The organism is Microbulbifer maximicatervae (SeqCode), from assembly GCF_052467225.1.
Genome location: NZ_CP174303.1, coordinates 843,209 through 859,869 on the forward strand (window position 1 = coordinate 843,209; position 16,661 = coordinate 859,869).

Here is a 16,661-nt window from a genome sequence, read left to right on the forward strand (position 1 = left end):
TATTTATGCGGCTACCACTTTGTTGCGCCCGCCATTCTTGGCTCGATACATACGTTTATCTGCTTCGGCCAATAGCTGATTGAGTGGCTTGCCATTGGTACTGCCTTCGACGACTCCGAGACTGATTGAGATTTTTACCGGGCGTGTATAGCGGCGACTGAGGGTGGATACTCTACGACGAAGTTTTTCTGCAAGGACACTGCCGCCTTTCAAGTCAGTATTCGGCAATAGCAATAAAAATTCTTCGCCGCCCCAGCGCGCCACAATATCCTCAGATCGGGTGTTACTTTTCAATATCTTGGCAACATCTTGTAATACGCGGTCGCCAAAGGAGTGCCCGTAGGTATCGTTGATCGTCTTGAAGTTATCTAAGTCTCCGATAAGGATGACATATTGATCTTTCAGCTCATCATTCCGGCGCTCTAATTCATGAATGGCGCGAAATGCTTCTCTGCGATTGGCTAATCCGGTCAATGTGTCCGTGGCAGCATAAGTCTCCAATTCACTTGTTAATCTTTGAAGGAGCTGCTGAGTTTGGTGGCGGCTACTGTCAAGTAATGCAGTTAAAGCAGTAAGCGCGCCAAATACTGCAATAAAACGCGCGCGATAGGCCGTATCATATTTGGCCGTGAGACCGGGGAAATCTGGGTAAAACAGGATTGTTGCCGTAGCAAGACCTATTCCGAGCAGTGCAGTGGTACCGGTTTTATAGCCGTAAAGGTTGATAAATCCGGGGACCAGCATAACTGCCCACATCAATCCGGTATTGTTTACACCACCAGTCATTAGTAAGTAGAAATACAGCGCCAATAAAAGAATTCCCACTAATAAGGGTGTTTTCTCGGTAGGACCGATGATATTGACAGTGATATACGCAAATAAAATAACCACCGCGACGATAAAAAGCGTCGATGCCTGCAGGATATTGGTTGCAGTAAGAGCGATGATCGCCATGGCCCCGGTGATAGCCATAGCGAATATCAGCATATAAGAGGAGGCCAATATCCGTCTGCGCAGATCTATGCGCTGCACTTCATCAATAGAGGTGGATATCGCGGGGTTTTGATTGTTATACCCTGAGCTCATAGTCATTCCCGTTGCTATACCGACTGCAACCTTCCGCTTGCTCGGGACCGCCCTGCATCATACAACTATGCTGGTAGCCACTGCCGGAGTGAAGCAATGCTGAGTATAGGGGGAATCTGTCACCGACCAAAGTAGCAAGCTACAGTATCAGTAACTCAAACTTTAGAACTGAGAAATCGTGACACAAATTCAACTGACTTCTGGCGATATTTTGACGATGCGTGGAGATGCGTTGGTGTGTCCGGCACACAAACACCTTATTCGGGGGCGGGGGCTTTCAGCGCAGATTTATGCCCATTGCGGGACTCAATTAACTCCCCAGTGTACCAAGCAAAGAGCCTGCCCAGTCGGTGAAGCTCGCTTGACTCGAGCCTATGATTTACCGGTCGAGTACTTATTGCATACTGTTACGCCCCAGTGGAGCAGTGGCGATCAATGGGGGAGCCAGGCCATAGTGCTGTTGAGGCACTGCTATGAAAGCGTTTTGGAGTTGGCGATAGAGCGCGGTTGCAAAACGATACTGTTTCCGGCACTGGGAGCTGGCACTAACCGCTTCCCTCACGAGATTGCAGCACATCAGGGATTGGCCGTTTTACGCGCTTATGCCTCAAGGTTCGAGAGACTCACAGTTTGTTTGCACTCACAAACTGCATTGGCGCAGTGGCAGAAAGTTGAGCAGCGCTTTTATGGCCATCATTGATGTGTCAGGGGTAATTGGATGGGATACAATCTACTTGTACTAATTATTTAGTAAAGCACTATTGATTCCATACAGTTACTGGTTACTTCAATAACCTAATATGACGTATATAAAGTAGTTCTGCTGTGCAGGCATATCGAGCCATGGAATGTCAGTCTAACAAGCAACAACTTACTAGGTTATCTTTTGATCTCATTAATTGAGAGTTATTCGGGTGCTATACAGCCTTTTCTAACTTTTCGCTGATTATTAAGTGCTATGCCTACATTTAATTATTTGGTTCTATCGTGCTAAATGTTGCTTTCGTTGGTCTTAACGAGACATCTATTCGATAAAGTTAGTTATTAATGATTTAATAAATACGTCCGGCTTCTATGCGTATTTTTTAAATCTAATAAATTTTTAGTAGCTATGAATTATTGTAAAGTCTGCATACAGGAACAAGAAATCTATGAAGATGTAGGACATAGATGTGCTTTGTGTCTAGGGTGGGAGTCTCCTAAAGTAAAAAAGAGATCCTCTTTTTTACAGTTCCCAATGCCGCTGCTGAATCGAAAGCGCGTTATTATTCGCTGCAACTGGGACTGGTTTGTCATCGTGCTTTCTCTTTTATTGGTGGCTATTATAGTTGTTTCTTACTTTAAGCTTTTAGTATATCGGCGAGTAGAGTCTTTAGCTGAGGGCGCCATCTTGGCAGACCTTACTAATGAGGGATATATTTTATTAATGCTGCCAGTAATGTTTATTTCTATAATATTATTTGCGACCTTCTCGAAGCTGATTTCATACTTAATCCCTACGGCAAGAGCAGAACTTGATAAGGAGCTCAGTCTAAGATATTTTGAGGGCTATGGGTTAAAGCAGTCAATTCGTAACAATTTTAGAATTCTCTCGTTTTTTTCGGCTTGTTTTATACCTTTGATGGTCTTGGGGCTAAATAGTTATTTTGTTGTCAGCTCCAATGGAGTGAAATTTAATTCATTATTTTCCCTTTTTCCTAAAGAGTATAATTGGAGCCAAATTCAGACGGTTGAAACAGCTACTGGTACTGGCGCGGCACGCAGCCGTTGGGTTCCAAAATACATTTTAAGAATGGATGATAATAATAAATTTAATTTAATTGATTATAAGTTACAGAGATTTATTGCCTCTTACCCCAGGCTCAGAATTTATCTGCGAGATCAAAAGCACATTAAGTACGAGCAAAATTTGACAGATAATGGTATTCGCTGGCTGAGATATAATTTGTCAAAGGATGACTTTGGTGAGGTGATGCATATTTTACAAGATACGCCGTAATAATTATTTTAAACGCGGACTAAATAATAAATAGAAAGGACCCGATAAGGGCCCTTTTATTAGAAGATACATTGAGCCGCCTTCCTTGAGAAGGCGGCCAAAGTGTATCCAGGTTACTGGCAGGAACTCGCTTCCCAGTACTGGGGGGCGTTAGCCGGGGACCACCAGTTGGGTCCAAAGGTAGACACGTAAACCTGGCCTTCAAAGGTTACTAGGTCGCCAACTTGATAGCCTTCGTCACCAGCATATGGCTGCTGGAATTCGGGGCAGGAAGTGGTTTCACCTGAACCTTGATTGCTGTCGGTGTTGTCATCGGAACCGTTATCGGCGTTGTCGTCAGAACCGCTATCGGAGCCATTGTCGTTGCTATCGCCAGAGCCGCTGTCGGAACCATTGTCAGAGCCTTCGCCCTCAGTTTGACAGGTGGTTTCGGTCCACAGCGATGGCGCGGAACCTGGAGACCACCAGTTTGGCTCGTGGGTGGACTCGTAGGCGACTCCTTCAAAGACAACAACGTCACCGACTGAATAACCTGGGTCGCCGGCATAGGGCTGCTCAAACGCGACGCAGGTGCTGCTTCCGCCATTATTATTGCCACCGCCACTTCCGGTGTCGCCAGTATCTCCGGTGTCTCCGGTGTCTCCGGTGTCTCCGGTGTCTCCGGTGTCTCCGGTGTCTCCGGTGTCGCTGGTGTCGCCAGTGTCGCCAGTGTCGCCAGTGTCGCCAGTGTCTCCGGTATCGCTATCACTGGAGCCACCCTGTCCGAAAACTTCGAGTGCGGCATCGAGTAGTGGATACTGGTATTCATTGTTCTCCAATAGCATTCCACCGCGTAGCTGCCAGATCATCACGCCACCAAGGCCCTGGTCGAGCACATATTGGGCGCGTGCGGCGATAGAAGTCGTATCTTCGAAAGAGATAAAACCGCCATCCTCAAACCAACCATAGTGGGTGACGGCCTCGGGATCGTAAGCCGTCTGGAATGAAGAGTCGCTCTGCATTTTCTCGACGATCTGGTAGTAGCGCGTCTCGGTGTCAGAGCCCCAGTGAGCGACGTCTTGTCCGGAGGCGGCTTCACCGATTGCGGTGGCGCCAGCCACGCTGCGGCCGTAGTGGGACATACCCAGGGTGATCTTCTCAGCAGGAATATTGCCCTCAGTCATCCACATATTGCGGCAGCTGTCTGCGTCGAAGCCTTCGTTGACCTGGCCTTCATAGGGGTACAGCGGCGAGGTATGCTGGGCTACGGTATCCCAGTCGCCACCAAAGTCATAAGTCATCAGGTTGACATAGTCGAGGACTTCGCCCACAGCAGCAAAATCATAACCCTCTTCTGCAATCGAGGGGCCACAGGCCACGGCAGCGGTCAGTTCCAGATTTTTGCCGGTCTCCGCTTCAACCTCATCGAAGCGCGCGCGCAGCTCTTGCAGCAGGGTGGTGAAGTTTTCTTTGTCGATCGAGCGTCCGCCGTTCGGTGCATAGCCGGGGTATTCGAAATCGAGATCGAGACCATCGAAATCCCAGTCAGTAAGCAGTGTCACTGCATTTTCGATAAAGGCTGCACGTGCGGTGTCGCTCTCCATCATCTCAGAGACTTTGTGGGAGAGGGTCCAGCCGCCCATAGACAGGATCGCCTTGGCACCGTCGTCATGTACCGATTTTACAAAACCTGATTCGTGGTCATTCCAGCCCTGGCAGACCGCGGGCTGAATACTGGAATCGTATTGGCTGTAGGGGTGCCAGAATTGCGGCGAGCATTTTACGGGACCATCACCGGCGCCGCCGGAAAATGATTGGGCGCCCAGGCCGTAGAAAACGTAGGGGTCTGTAAAGTAGATGTTGCCGTCTTCGTCATTCCAGGCAAAGGCGTACTGAACGTGAGTGAGCTTGGAGAAATCCACGTTGTCATGGGTGAAGGATGAGTCGGCCCAGTATTCCCAATCGGCCCAATAGGCAGATACACGTTTAGAGGTTTCTTGTGCGCTGACGTTTCCGCTGATGGCGATTGCTGCTGCGAGTGCCGCCGCAGCTTTTAATTTAAACCCAAATTTAGATCCGCGTTCACTGCGGCTGCCCACCAACATCCTTGTTCGATCCTGAGATTGCAGGAAAGAAAACATTAGATTGACCTCCCATAGGTCTTAATTATGTATAAAGAAATTTGTCGTTATATGTGGAAAAATTTGAATAAATGGAGAGGTAAAAGTTCCGCGAGGAAATGTGGAATAAATGTGCAAGCCACGGAGAGTAGTGGCTGAGTGGCTATATTTATTTCCGCTGTAGTTTTGTGATGGGGACAATAAAAAGTGCGTACATAAATTTAATTGCACCTTCCAGGAATAAATATTTGAGCAGGTCAACGATAAAAATGGTCGATTATTTAATATCAAAAGAAGATAAATTTTCTTTTTGGGGTAAGAGATCGGAAAAAAATACCGGATTCTGGCGAGCGATATTTACGGCCTCTTGCAGGCAGCCTCCCTGCAGTTTAGTGCAGCACGGCTTCTGTCGAGTTAATCAATCACCTCTTTACTATGAAATGTTGCTACGGAGAAGTTTTTGATTGTCCCTCTTCAGGGATTGAAGATGTCATGATATGGCAAAAACAAAAAAGGGCCCAGAGGGCCCTTTTTAAAGTTGAAGAAAATACTAATTATTTCTTCGCGCGCTTGCGCATATTTTCCTGCAAAATTTTCTTGCGCAGGCGGATAAAGTTAGGAGTCACTTCTACCAATTCATCGTCTTCGATAAATTCCAGAGCCTGCTCAAGGGTATGACGAATGGGTGGTGACAGAGTGAGTGCATCGTCGGTACCTGACGCGCGCACATTAGTGAGCTGTTTAGCCTTGGTGGGGTTTACCACCAGGTCGTTGCCACGGGAGTGAATACCGACGATTTGGCCTTCGTAGACCTCTTCGCCGTGGCCCAGGAACAGGCGACCACGATCTTGCAGTGCGAACAGACCATAGGCGAGGGTTTTGCCTTTGACCATGGAAACCAGTACACCGTTGATGCGCTTGGCCACTTCACCTTGCTTCACCGGACCGTAGTGGTCGAAGATACTGGTCATAATGCCAGAACCACTGGTGATGGTAAGGAATTGGGAGCGGAAGCCGATCATGCCGCGCGAGGGCACGATAAAGGTTAGGCGCACGCGACCTTTGCCATCGGGCTCCATATTGGTGAGATCGGCCTTGCGCAGGCCCAGCTCTTCCATAATGGGCCCCTGATGAGGTTCCTCAACATCGATAACCACTTCTTCATAAGGCTCGTGGATCTCTCCGTCGACCTCTCTCTGCACCACTTCGGGGCGGGAAACGCCCAGCTCGAAACCTTCTCGGCGCATGGATTCGATCAGGACAGACAAGTGCAATTCGCCACGGCCGGAAACCTTGAACTTATCAGGAGAGTCGCCTTGCTCTACACGCAGGGCCACGTTGTGAATCAGCTCCTGGTCAAGACGCTCTTTGATGTTGCGCGAGGTAACGAACTTGCCGTCCTGGCCAGCAAAGGGGGAGTCGTTGACCTGGAAGGTCATGCTTACGGTGGGCTCGTCCACGCTCAGGGCGGGCAGGGCTTCTGGAGTATCCAGATCGCACAGGGTATCGGAGATATTTAGCTCACCCACACCGGTGATACACACGATATCGCCAGCACTGGCTTGCTCCACTTCTACACGCTCCAGGCCGAGGTAACCCATAACCTGCAGGACCTTGGCTTTGCGCGAGTTGCCCTCGCGATCGAGAACTACCACTTGCTGGTTCGGCTTCAGGGTACCGCGAGTGATACGGCCAACGCCGATTACGCCTACGTAGCTGGAGTAGTCCAGAGCGGAAACCTGCATCTGGAAGGCGCCGGTGGGGTCAACCTTCGGGGGCTCAACCTTGTCCACAATCATCTGGAACAGCGGCGTCATATCGTCGGCCAGGTCGGTGTCGTCGAGACCGGCGATGCCGTTCAGGGCGGAGGCGTAGACAACCGGGAAGTCCAACTGCTCGTCGGTGGCGCCGAGGCTGTCGAACAGGTCGAATACCTGGTCCATCACCCAGTCGGGGCGAGCGCCGGGGCGGTCGATCTTGTTAATCACCACGATCGGGTTGAGGCCCTGCTCAAACGCCTTCTGGGTTACGAAGCGGGTCTGCGGCATGGGGCCATCTACTGCGTCTACGAGCAGCAGAACTGAATCCACCATGGACAGTACGCGCTCCACCTCGCCGCCGAAGTCGGCGTGCCCTGGGGTGTCGACAATATTGATGCGGTAGTCATTCCAGCGGATAGCGGTGTTTTTCGCCAGGATGGTGATGCCACGCTCACGCTCTTGATCGTTGGAGTCCATGACGCGCTCGGCGCCTTCGTCGCGGCGGTCGAGAGTGCCGGACTGGGACAACAGCTTGTCCACAAGGGTGGTTTTGCCATGGTCTACGTGGGCGATAATCGCAATATTGCGCAGATTCTCTATCACTGGGGGCCTCTGGGCGTTAAATCTTGGTAAGTCGGGGCGGGGGCCTGCGGGGTTTCTACAGCAGCATTCCGGCCAAAGGCGGCGATTATAGGGGGGCCGCATGACAATTGGGAGTGATTTTGAGTAAAAAATCACCGCCCCGGGGGGGTGATTGCATTAAAACCCGCGCGGGCGGTGGTTGCCCGCGCCTTGAGCAGAAGTTACTTCTTAATGGTTTCCGGTCTGTGGGGAATCAGCGGGCGCAGCACGCCCACATTGCGAAAACCTTCATCCAACAGGTGTGAGGCGTGCAGGCGGCTCATAACGCCTTTGGAGCAATACAGGAGGTACTCACGCTCCTGGTCCAGGTGGGCAAAGCTGTTGTTGAGACGGTAGAAAGGAATAGTCTGCACCTCACAGCCTAGCTCCAACGGGTCCAGCTCCTCTTCATCCGGGTGGCGGATATCGATAACCACTGCGCTGCCCGGCTCCTCGCGGATCTCCACATCCGGTGCTTCGCCATCGACTTCTTCGATCACCTGATCAATATTTTGCATCACCCGATTGCTGATAGCGCGATCGAGGACGGTGAAATCGAAGCGGTTTTCCTCGGACTCCACCTTTTCAATTTTGGCGCGGGTGGTGGGTTTAACCGAGATAACGCCGCAGTACTCCGGCATATTGGCGGCAAACTCTTCGGTGCCGATGGCCCGGGAGGTGCGGATAATATCGGTCTTGTCGGTGGTGATCAGTGGGCGCAAAACCAGGGTGTTGGTAACACTGTCGATCACCGACAGATTTTTCAGGGTCTGGCTAGAAACCTGGGCGATGGCTTCACCGGTGACTACGGCGTCCACCTCCAGCTCCTTGGCGATTACATCGGCAGCGCGCAGCATCATGCGTTTCAAAATAACGCCCATATGGGAATCGTCGACCCGCTCGAGAATCTCTGCCACTACTTCGTCAAACGGCACGGTGATAAAGCGCACCCGGTGGGAAGCGCCGTATTTGTTCCACAGATAGTAGGCGACTTCTTTCACGCCCAGCTCGTGCTGGCGTCCGCCCAGGTTGAAGAACAGGAAGTGGGTGCGGATACCGCGCTTCATGGTCATGTAACTGGCCACGGTAGAGTCGAAGCCACCGGAGACCAGTGACAAAACCGGGTCTTGCGTGCCCAGGGGGAAGCCGCCCAGGCCGGGATGCTGCTCTTCGATCACGTTGAGCTTGTCGTGGCGGATCTCCAGCTTAACGGTGATGTCGGGGTTTTTCAGTTTGACTCCGGATGCCTCGGTATTCTTGTTGAGGCCGCCACCCACATACTGTTCCACATCCAGAGACTGGAAGTCGTGTTTGCCGGTGCGTTTAACCCGTACACAGAAAGTCTTGTCTTTCAGGGCTGCGCCCCAAACCGACAGGGTTTTCTCGTACATGTCGTGCAGGTCACCCAGGGGGAACTGGCGCACGCGGGAGAAGTTGGCGATGCCGGGGGTGTGAGAGAGCACCTCTTCGATACGTCCACCCAGGTGGGACACAGCATCGGGCGCGATCACATCGATCTTTTCCCAATCCTTTCGCACCTGGATACGGTCGTCCAGCTGGCGCAGCAGGCGCTGCAGGTTGTCCTTGAGCTGGCGCGACATGCGCTTGCGCACAGGGTTGCTCTTGATGGTGATCTCTGGAAAAAACTTGACGACAAAGTGCATGGGAATCCGTGGGGTACCGCATGTTGATAGAAGGTGCGGCATTATAAACTAGCCAGAGCCAAGTTGGTTGTGCACTGTTTGCGGGCGAAGCGAGAACAAATATGTTCTATTTTGGTGCGTATTTATGTGGCTGCTCGGCCACAATACATCTATCCTGGCTGCGTCAGCACTTTGCTGGGGCTCGCACCGGCGCCAACCGGGACTATGAGGCGATTGCCCTAATTTGGCACACTCCTTGCTTTATTTCACGCCAGGTAGAGAGTGAATGCCGGCAGCGACAGCAAGGCATAGCGACCAATTACTTTTCAAGACCTGGAGGACTGCAATGTCAGCGAAAACGCTCGGTTTGATTAATGAAAGTGAAGCGAAATGGATAGACCTGCGCTTTACCGATACCAAGGGTAAAGAACAACACGTTTCCATCCCTGCGTCGGAAGTTGACGGTGAGTTCTTTGAAGAAGGCAAAATGTTCGATGGTTCTTCCATCGCCGGTTGGAAGGGCATCAACGAATCCGACATGATCCTGATGCCGGACGACGAGACCGCTTTCCTCGACCCCTTCACCGATGAGAGCACTGTTATCATTCGCTGTAACATCGTTGACCCAATTACCGGTCAGGGTTACGAGCGAGATCCTCGCTCCATCGCATTGCGCGCTGAGGAATACCTGAAGTCCACTGGTCTGGGTGACACCGCTCTGTTCGGTCCCGAGCCCGAGTTCTTCGTATTCGACGATATTACCTGGGGTGCTGAAATGGGCGGCGCCTTCTACAAGATCAACTCCGAAGAAGCAGCCTGGTCCTCTGGTCACAACTTTGCCGAAGGCAATATTGGTCACCGCCCCGGCGTTAAAGGCGGTTACTTCCCGGTTCCTCCGGTGGATTCCCTGCACGACGTTCGCGCCGCAATGTGTTCTGCGATGGAACAGATGGGCCTGCGCGTAGAAGTGCATCACCACGAAGTAGGTACTGCCGGCCAGTGTGAGATCGGCGTTGCCGCCAACACTCTGACCAAGAAAGCGGACGAAGTACAGATCCTCAAGTACGCTGTACACAACGTTGCCCACGCCTACGGCAAGACCGCGACCTTTATGCCCAAGCCGCTGGTTGGCGATAACGGTTCCGGTATGCACGTTCACCAGTCCTTTAGCAAGGATGGCGTAAACCAGTTTGCCGGTGACGCCTACGCTGGTCTGTCCGAAGCTGCTCTGTACTACATCGGCGGTATCGTTAAGCACGCTCGCGCCCTGAACGCGCTGTGTAACGCTTCCACCAACTCTTACAAGCGTCTGGTACCTGGCTTCGAAGCGCCGGTAATCCTGGCTTACTCTGCGCGCAACCGCTCTGCGTCTATCCGTATTCCTTTCGTGCCCTCCCCGAAAGGCAAGCGCATCGAGACTCGCTTCCCGGACCCGACCGCCAACCCATACCTGTCTTTCGCCGCACTGCTGATGGCGGGTCTCGATGGTATCAAGAACAAGATCCACCCTGGCGATGCTGCGGACAAGGATCTGTACGATCTGCCGCCGGAAGAGCTGGCTGAGTACCCGACTGTCGCTTCCAGCCTGGAAGGCGCCCTGGATGCTCTGGACCAGGATCGTGAGTTCCTGACAGCCGGTGGTGTATTCACTAACGATGCTATCGATGCCTACATCGAGCTGAAGCGTGAAGAAGTAGAGCGTCTGAACATGACCACTCACCCGGTCGAGTTCGATATGTACTACTCCGTGTAATGGCGACCGGCATCACGATGATGCCGTCGAACCGTTCTCGAAAAGCCCGCGCCACTCTGGTGCGGGCTTTTTTATTGCGGGTACACTGTCAGTGGAAGTGAATTGAGTGCCGCTGTGCGGAGGCTCAGGAATATCACATTGGCCCGATCTGGGAAGAAAGGAGCGTCCGCCCTGCGGTCGAAAACACTATGGCAAGGTTTTGGCAATTAAAGGCCCTGTTACTCGCAATGCCTCTGGCGGCAGTTGCGGCTTCTCAAGAGAATGAAGAGGCTGGCGCGATCTACAAAGTGGTTGGGCCCGATGGCCAGGTCAGTTTTAGCGATACACCACCGGCAAATGGCAACTCAGAGAAAGTGGATTTAGCCCCAATCAATATCCAGCCAATTGCGCTGCCCCGCCAGCTGCCCACAAGAAAGCTGTCTCCCAAAAGTGATGATCAAGAGTTGGGGCCGGTATCGATTCGAATTGTGAGTCCAATTAATGAGGCGACTATACCGCCAGGGCAGACGTTGATAGCGCTTCAGGTGGATGTGGCTCCCAAATATCCAGAGGGCGCTAGCTTTTATGCGGTTATCGATGGGCAGCGCTGGCAGGGAAGTTCGGCTGGTAACTCCCTGGATATCTCTGCCCTGGTCCGCGGTACCCATACGCTCAAGGCGGTTCTGCTAGGGCCCAAAGGGCAAGTATTGGCCCAGTCGCAAACGGTCACAATTCATGTAAAGCGCACCATAGCCCGGGGGTGAATGTTTGAGGGAGTGCAAAGCTCCCGAAACCCTTTGCTTCGCCCTAAATTCAGGCTGCCTGTTTTTTGACCTGTGCACCTTTATGGTGCATTCTCTCTGTGTTTGGCGGCATCCCATTTCTGAGACCGAAAACTCGCAATGCAGCTATTGCTAACTGCGCACTGATTGTGTCCGGTTGAAGCTGCTCCCGCCTACAAATGCCAGCTTATGCGCCATTTTGGTTTGCTTTTTGCACTGACTAGATACAGCGCTAGTTTGCTGGGGGTGACCAAAAGGAGTTTGGTCAGAGCCTCGGAATGAATCGGAAATTTTGTGAATGCTGAATGATCGCCAGTTGCGCCAATTACTCGATAGCCTGACTTCCGCAGTGTTGGTGCTGGATGAAAACTTATCGCTTTGCTATTTGAACAATGCTGCTGAGGACTTGTTTGCCGCCTCCAGTACCCGGGTTAAAGGCTCGAAGTTGGAGGAGGTGGTGCGAGAATCTCCCACTGCCTATGAGGCTATGCGGGAAGCATTGCGCAAAAATGAGAAGTATACAGTGCGCCGGGCCAGTTGGAGGTTGAACAATCTTGAAACCCGGACCGTGGATTACTCAGTCAGCCCGGTCCCCGAGTTTTCTGTGCTACTTGTGGAAGTGCAGCCGATGGATCGCCTGTTGCGAATTGCCAGGGAAGATGCGCTGCTCAGTGCCCAGGAAACGACACGAAACCTGGTTCGCGGTATGGCCCATGAGGTCAAGAACCCCCTCGGTGGTATCCGCGGGGCGGCACAACTATTGCAGCGCGAGTTGCCGGACCGGGAGTTAGACGAATATACACAGATTATCATCGAGGAAGTGGATCGCCTGCGCAATCTGGTTGACCGTTTATTGGGACCACGCCAGCCGGTAGTACTGGAGCCGGTTAATGTGCACGAGGTTCTGGAGCGGGTTGCCCAATTACTGGATGCAGAGTGTATCGGTGAGCTTCAAATTCGCAGGGACTACGATCCGTCTATTCCCGATGTTCCCGCCGATAGCGAACAATTGATTCAGGCGCTGCTTAATATTGCCCGCAACGCCATGCAAGCCATCGATGAAAGTATTGGCCTCAGTAGTGGGGAGATGGTATTGCGTACGCGTATCCAGCGCCAATTCACCATTGGCCGCCGCAACTGCCCATTGGTCTGCCGTATAGAAATTGAAGATAACGGCCCGGGCATACCGGAGGAAATTCGCGAGCGGATATTCTTCCCGATGATATCCGGCCGCGCCGAGGGTTCAGGTCTTGGACTTTCAATTTCCCAGAACATTATTAATCAGCACAAGGGGCTGATTAAGTGTGACAGCCAACCCGGCCGTAGCATTTTCCAAATTTATCTGCCCCTGACTACCGAATTAGCTAATACAGGAACCTAGAGAATGAGTAATCGCGTTTGGATTATTGACGACGACAGATCAATCCGCTGGGTGCTGGAGAGAGCGCTATCGCGTGAGGGAATTGATACCCAGTGTTACGAGAGTGGCGACCGCGCCCTGGATGATTTCTATAGCGATTCACCGGATGTAGTAATCAGTGATATCCGCATGCCGGGCTCCGATGGCTTTAAATTGTTGCAGCGTTTCCAGGCTGAACGACCGAGTCTGCCGATAATTATTATGACTGCGCACTCGGACCTGGATAGCGCGGTAGCTGCTTACCAAGGGGGAGCCTTTGAATACCTGCCTAAGCCATTTGATATTGATGAGGCCGTAGCGGTAACCCGGCGCGCATTGATGCACGCCAGTGAACAGAGTGCTGAAGAACGGGTTGAGCCGGAAAATGGTCAGGGTAATAAAGAAATTATTGGAGAAGCGCCGGCGATGCAGGAGGTCTTCCGTGCGATTGGCCGTTTGTCTCACTCCAATATCACCGTTTTAATCAACGGTGAATCCGGCACCGGTAAGGAGTTAGTGGCGCAGGCTCTGCACAATCACAGTCCGCGCAGGGATAAGCCATTTATTGCATTGAATATGGCGGCTATACCCAAGGACCTGATGGAGTCTGAATTATTTGGCCATGAAAAAGGGGCCTTTACCGGTGCCAGCTCCCAGCGTGCCGGACGTTTTGAACAGGCCAATGGTGGCACCCTGTTTCTAGATGAAATTGGTGATATGCCCGCAGATACGCAAACCCGGTTATTGCGCGTGTTGGCTGATGGTGAATTTTACCGTGTCGGTGGCCACACCCCGGTCAAAGTGGATGTGCGTATTATTGCGGCGACTCACCAGGATCTGGAAGAGTTGGTATGTCAGCATAAATTTCGCGAGGACCTGTTTCACCGCCTGAATGTTATTCGCATCCATATTCCAAGACTCGCGGATCGCCGTGAGGATATTCCGCGATTGGTGAGGCATTTCTTTAATGCTGCGGCAAAAGATCTGGGGGTGGAGTCAAAGATCCTAACCAAGGAAACTGAGGAGTACCTCTCTGGGCTGGATTGGCCTGGTAATGTACGACAACTGGAAAATACCTGCCGCTGGATTACCGTGATGGCCTCTGGGCGCGAGGTGCATATTGAAGATTTGCCACAGGAGTTGCATCAGCAGGGCGCGACGACAGAAACACCGGCAGACTGGCAAAAAGCACTGCGCTTGTGGGCTGACCAGGCCCTATCCTCTGGGCAGCGCGAAATTTTAAATGAGGCTGTTCCCGCATTTGAAAAAGCGTTAATAGAAATTGCGCTTAAGCATACTGCTGGGCGTAAACGCGATGCAGCTGATCTATTGGGATGGGGTAGAAATACCTTGACACGGAAGCTAAAAGAATTGGAGATCGGTGGGGAATAAAGAGAATTTGTGCTTGGGGAAAATTTTTCTCCAAGCACATTTTTCAATTAAAATAGATTGCAGCTGGTTTTAGATATCTACTTTTTTAAAGCGGCCAATGAAGCCGTTTTTATAATCTGTCTGGCCTTCTTCTAGTCTTGAAGAGAAGATTTCAAGGTAAGATTCAAGATAGTAGATATCCTCATCGGTATTGATAAGTCGTAATCGCCTTTTTTTCCATAGTATGCAGTCTTCAGATTGTCCCTCGCAAGATGGCAGGTAAGCAGCAGTGGAATTCTCCTCCGTTTCCAGATTTGGATCATAGTAGTGGTTCGAAACTATTGAGCCGTCTGCTGCTATCTCCCACGAGCCTTTGCGTTCATCCGTCATCCAGTCATAGTCAGAAAATGGATTGAATGGATCGAGAGGGTAGGTAAATTCTTGTTGAATAGTTCCATTATCGGAATAAACGACTGCCCAAATATTGGGAGTTGGAAATGAAGTGTGAGTCTCCACTCTTAATGGAGGAGCCTCAAGTGGTGTGTCATCTTCTTCAACCAAAAAACTAGAAAATATATCTGTTGTGCCATCGCTACCTGTGCTAACGGCAATGACCCTGGTCGCATTTCCGAATGTACTCGTGGGAATGTAACGTGTTTGTTGGCCACTTTCGTAGTTTATGACTAATTCATTAGTTAGAACTGCTGAAAATGTTTCTTCTTCTTTTAGGTCCGGCCCAAATTTCTCTTTACCAGTATTCTCAGAGTCCATGCTGAACTTTCCAGAGAAGTATTTGCAGTTGCAGTTTTGGTAGAAATTTGGATGGTAAGTTTTAGTTGAAAAGTGACTGGGAATTGATTCCCAGGAGGCGGAATAACTTGTATTTATGGTGTTTAAGTATCTTTTTTCGCTGTATTCATATTGCTCCCCGCTCTGGCTTGTACAAGTGCTATTGAGGTTGATCTCCAGTACCTGGCTATATGGCGTCGAATAAATATGCCTTGTATTAAAGTTGCTGTTTCGAATATCTATACAGTTATGAAGGCTGAACCTGCCCCAGCTTACTCCGTCAGCTATTTGTCCATTAATGTCACCGTCCTCATCCAGTGACAGAGTGAACTCTCCAATTCCAATAAAATTAGCTGTGCCGGAATTTTGTAATTCTTCCTTGAGTTGTATGACCCCGGGTATTAAATTGTCGCTGCCTGAGCTTCCAGTCAAAAAGATTGTTTCTAAGGATTCATTCAGCCTGTAATTCTGTTGGTGAGAGTAATTATTGTCTAGGATTTTCAGTAGAAGCTCATCTGCATACTCTTGATTTGATTGAATTATGTCTTCTACATAGGCTTTTGAGAATGAATAATCTCTGATGAAGTCTGTCGTATTTGAATATCTATCTTCGAGAAAGAAAAAGTTCGTGTTGTCTGAGAACTCTTCATTAATTGCACCTTTTAGGAATATAGCTAAATTAATAGCATCCTCCATAGGCACTTCGAAAATATGTTTTTTTAGGTCTTCAGTGGTTGTGATTTCACTGTTGTTGTTTGATATCTCTGCAAGGTTGGAGATCGACGCTGATAAGCTGTTTAACACTAAACCCGGGTTATTGTTGAGGTAGCTTACTTCATTATTTATTGCTTGGCTCGAAAGTTCACTAAATGACCCAGCATAGGATTTAAAACTATAACTCCAGTCATCTGAGACCGCACCCTGCGCAATTATGGTTACTAGCTCGTCGCTATGTCCGCCTTCTATTTCAACCGTGAATTCATTGTTGTTTGTTTGCTCGGCAGTATAATGGCTTTCGCCAATGCTGACTGTTATTTCTGGAAACTCAGAGAAGCTTTCGTCAAAGACTCCATGTAGGGTAATTGATGGTACTTCTGGTGTCGGCTCTGGGCTAGATGAATTGCTTCCACCTCCGCTACATGCACTAACAAGAATCAATGATGCTGCCAGTATTGTTAGGTGTCTGGTCAGTTCCTTCATAACCTCTCTCTATATTCAATATTAATTATTGGCCGTATGATACCTTTGTGAAGTTAAATTGCACGGCATAATAGTGGTACGCATGCATTAAGTTATATAGCGAAGTTTTCCTTTTATTTTTTTATGAGCTTATGGGGTCGATTAACTCAGCTATTATTATTTTTATTAAATGCTTTATGT

General features: G+C 50.3%; 11 protein-coding genes. 6 read left to right on the forward strand and 5 right to left on the reverse strand.

Annotated features, from left to right (window positions below; all coding sequences use genetic code 11):
• Positions 1-3: 3 nt before the first annotated feature.
• Positions 4-1,086: a GGDEF domain-containing protein gene (locus tag ACJJIZ_RS03675; RefSeq protein WP_444915234.1), complete on the reverse strand. Its 1,083-nt coding sequence runs from the start codon at positions 1,084-1,086 to the stop codon at positions 4-6.
• A 178-nt stretch (positions 1,087-1,264) separates the two neighbouring features.
• Here ACJJIZ_RS03675 and ACJJIZ_RS03680 point away from each other — a divergent pair, with 178 nt between their 5' ends.
• Positions 1,265-1,786, forward strand: a complete 522-nt coding sequence (locus ACJJIZ_RS03680; protein ID WP_444915235.1) for a macro domain-containing protein — start codon at positions 1,265-1,267, stop codon at positions 1,784-1,786.
• 537 nt (positions 1,787-2,323) lie between these two features.
• Positions 2,324-3,085 carry a hypothetical protein gene (locus ACJJIZ_RS03685; RefSeq protein ID WP_444915236.1) on the forward strand — a complete coding sequence of 254 codons (762 nt, stop codon included), beginning with the start codon at positions 2,324-2,326 and terminating at the stop codon, positions 3,083-3,085.
• Positions 3,086-3,198: 113 nt separating this feature from the next.
• On the opposite strand, the gene ACJJIZ_RS03690 is transcribed toward ACJJIZ_RS03685, so the two are convergent.
• From ACJJIZ_RS03690 to thiI, 3 genes are all read right to left on the reverse strand, one after another.
• Positions 3,199-5,205: a glycosyl hydrolase family 18 protein gene (locus tag ACJJIZ_RS03690; protein ID WP_444915237.1), complete on the reverse strand. Its 2,007-nt coding sequence runs from the start codon at positions 5,203-5,205 to the stop codon at positions 3,199-3,201.
• A gap of 533 nt (positions 5,206-5,738) precedes the next feature.
• The gene (gene typA / locus ACJJIZ_RS03695; RefSeq protein WP_282930811.1) at positions 5,739-7,547 is read right to left on the reverse strand and encodes a translational GTPase TypA; all 1,809 of its coding nucleotides are present in this window, start codon (positions 7,545-7,547) and stop codon (positions 5,739-5,741) included.
• 200 nt (positions 7,548-7,747) lie between these two features.
• Positions 7,748-9,229: a tRNA uracil 4-sulfurtransferase ThiI gene (gene thiI, locus ACJJIZ_RS03700; protein WP_282930812.1), complete on the reverse strand. Its 1,482-nt coding sequence runs from the start codon at positions 9,227-9,229 to the stop codon at positions 7,748-7,750.
• Positions 9,230-9,554: 325 nt separating this feature from the next.
• On the opposite strand from thiI, the gene glnA reads away from it, so the two are divergent.
• From glnA to ntrC, 4 genes are all read left to right on the forward strand, one after another.
• Positions 9,555-10,961, forward strand: a complete 1,407-nt coding sequence (gene glnA, locus ACJJIZ_RS03705) for a glutamate--ammonia ligase (protein WP_108734896.1) — start codon at positions 9,555-9,557, stop codon at positions 10,959-10,961.
• A gap of 188 nt (positions 10,962-11,149) precedes the next feature.
• Positions 11,150-11,704 (forward strand): DUF4124 domain-containing protein, encoded by a 555-nt coding sequence (locus tag ACJJIZ_RS03710; RefSeq protein ID WP_444915238.1) that lies wholly within the window; start codon positions 11,150-11,152, stop codon positions 11,702-11,704.
• A 316-nt stretch (positions 11,705-12,020) separates the two neighbouring features.
• A complete protein-coding gene (gene glnL, locus ACJJIZ_RS03715; protein WP_444906938.1) occupies positions 12,021-13,103 on the forward strand; it encodes a nitrogen regulation protein NR(II) in 1,083 nt (360 codons plus the stop codon).
• 3 nt (positions 13,104-13,106) lie between these two features.
• Entirely contained in the window at positions 13,107-14,513 is a 1,407-nt protein-coding gene (gene ntrC / locus ACJJIZ_RS03720) for a nitrogen regulation protein NR(I) (RefSeq protein WP_444906939.1), read from the forward strand.
• Between the two features lie 69 nt (positions 14,514-14,582).
• Here ntrC and ACJJIZ_RS03725 read toward each other — a convergent pair whose 3' ends face one another.
• Complete coding sequence (locus tag ACJJIZ_RS03725; RefSeq protein WP_444915239.1) at positions 14,583-16,481, reverse strand: hypothetical protein; 1,899 nt, start codon at positions 16,479-16,481, stop codon at positions 14,583-14,585.
• Positions 16,482-16,661: the final 180 nt, after the last annotated feature.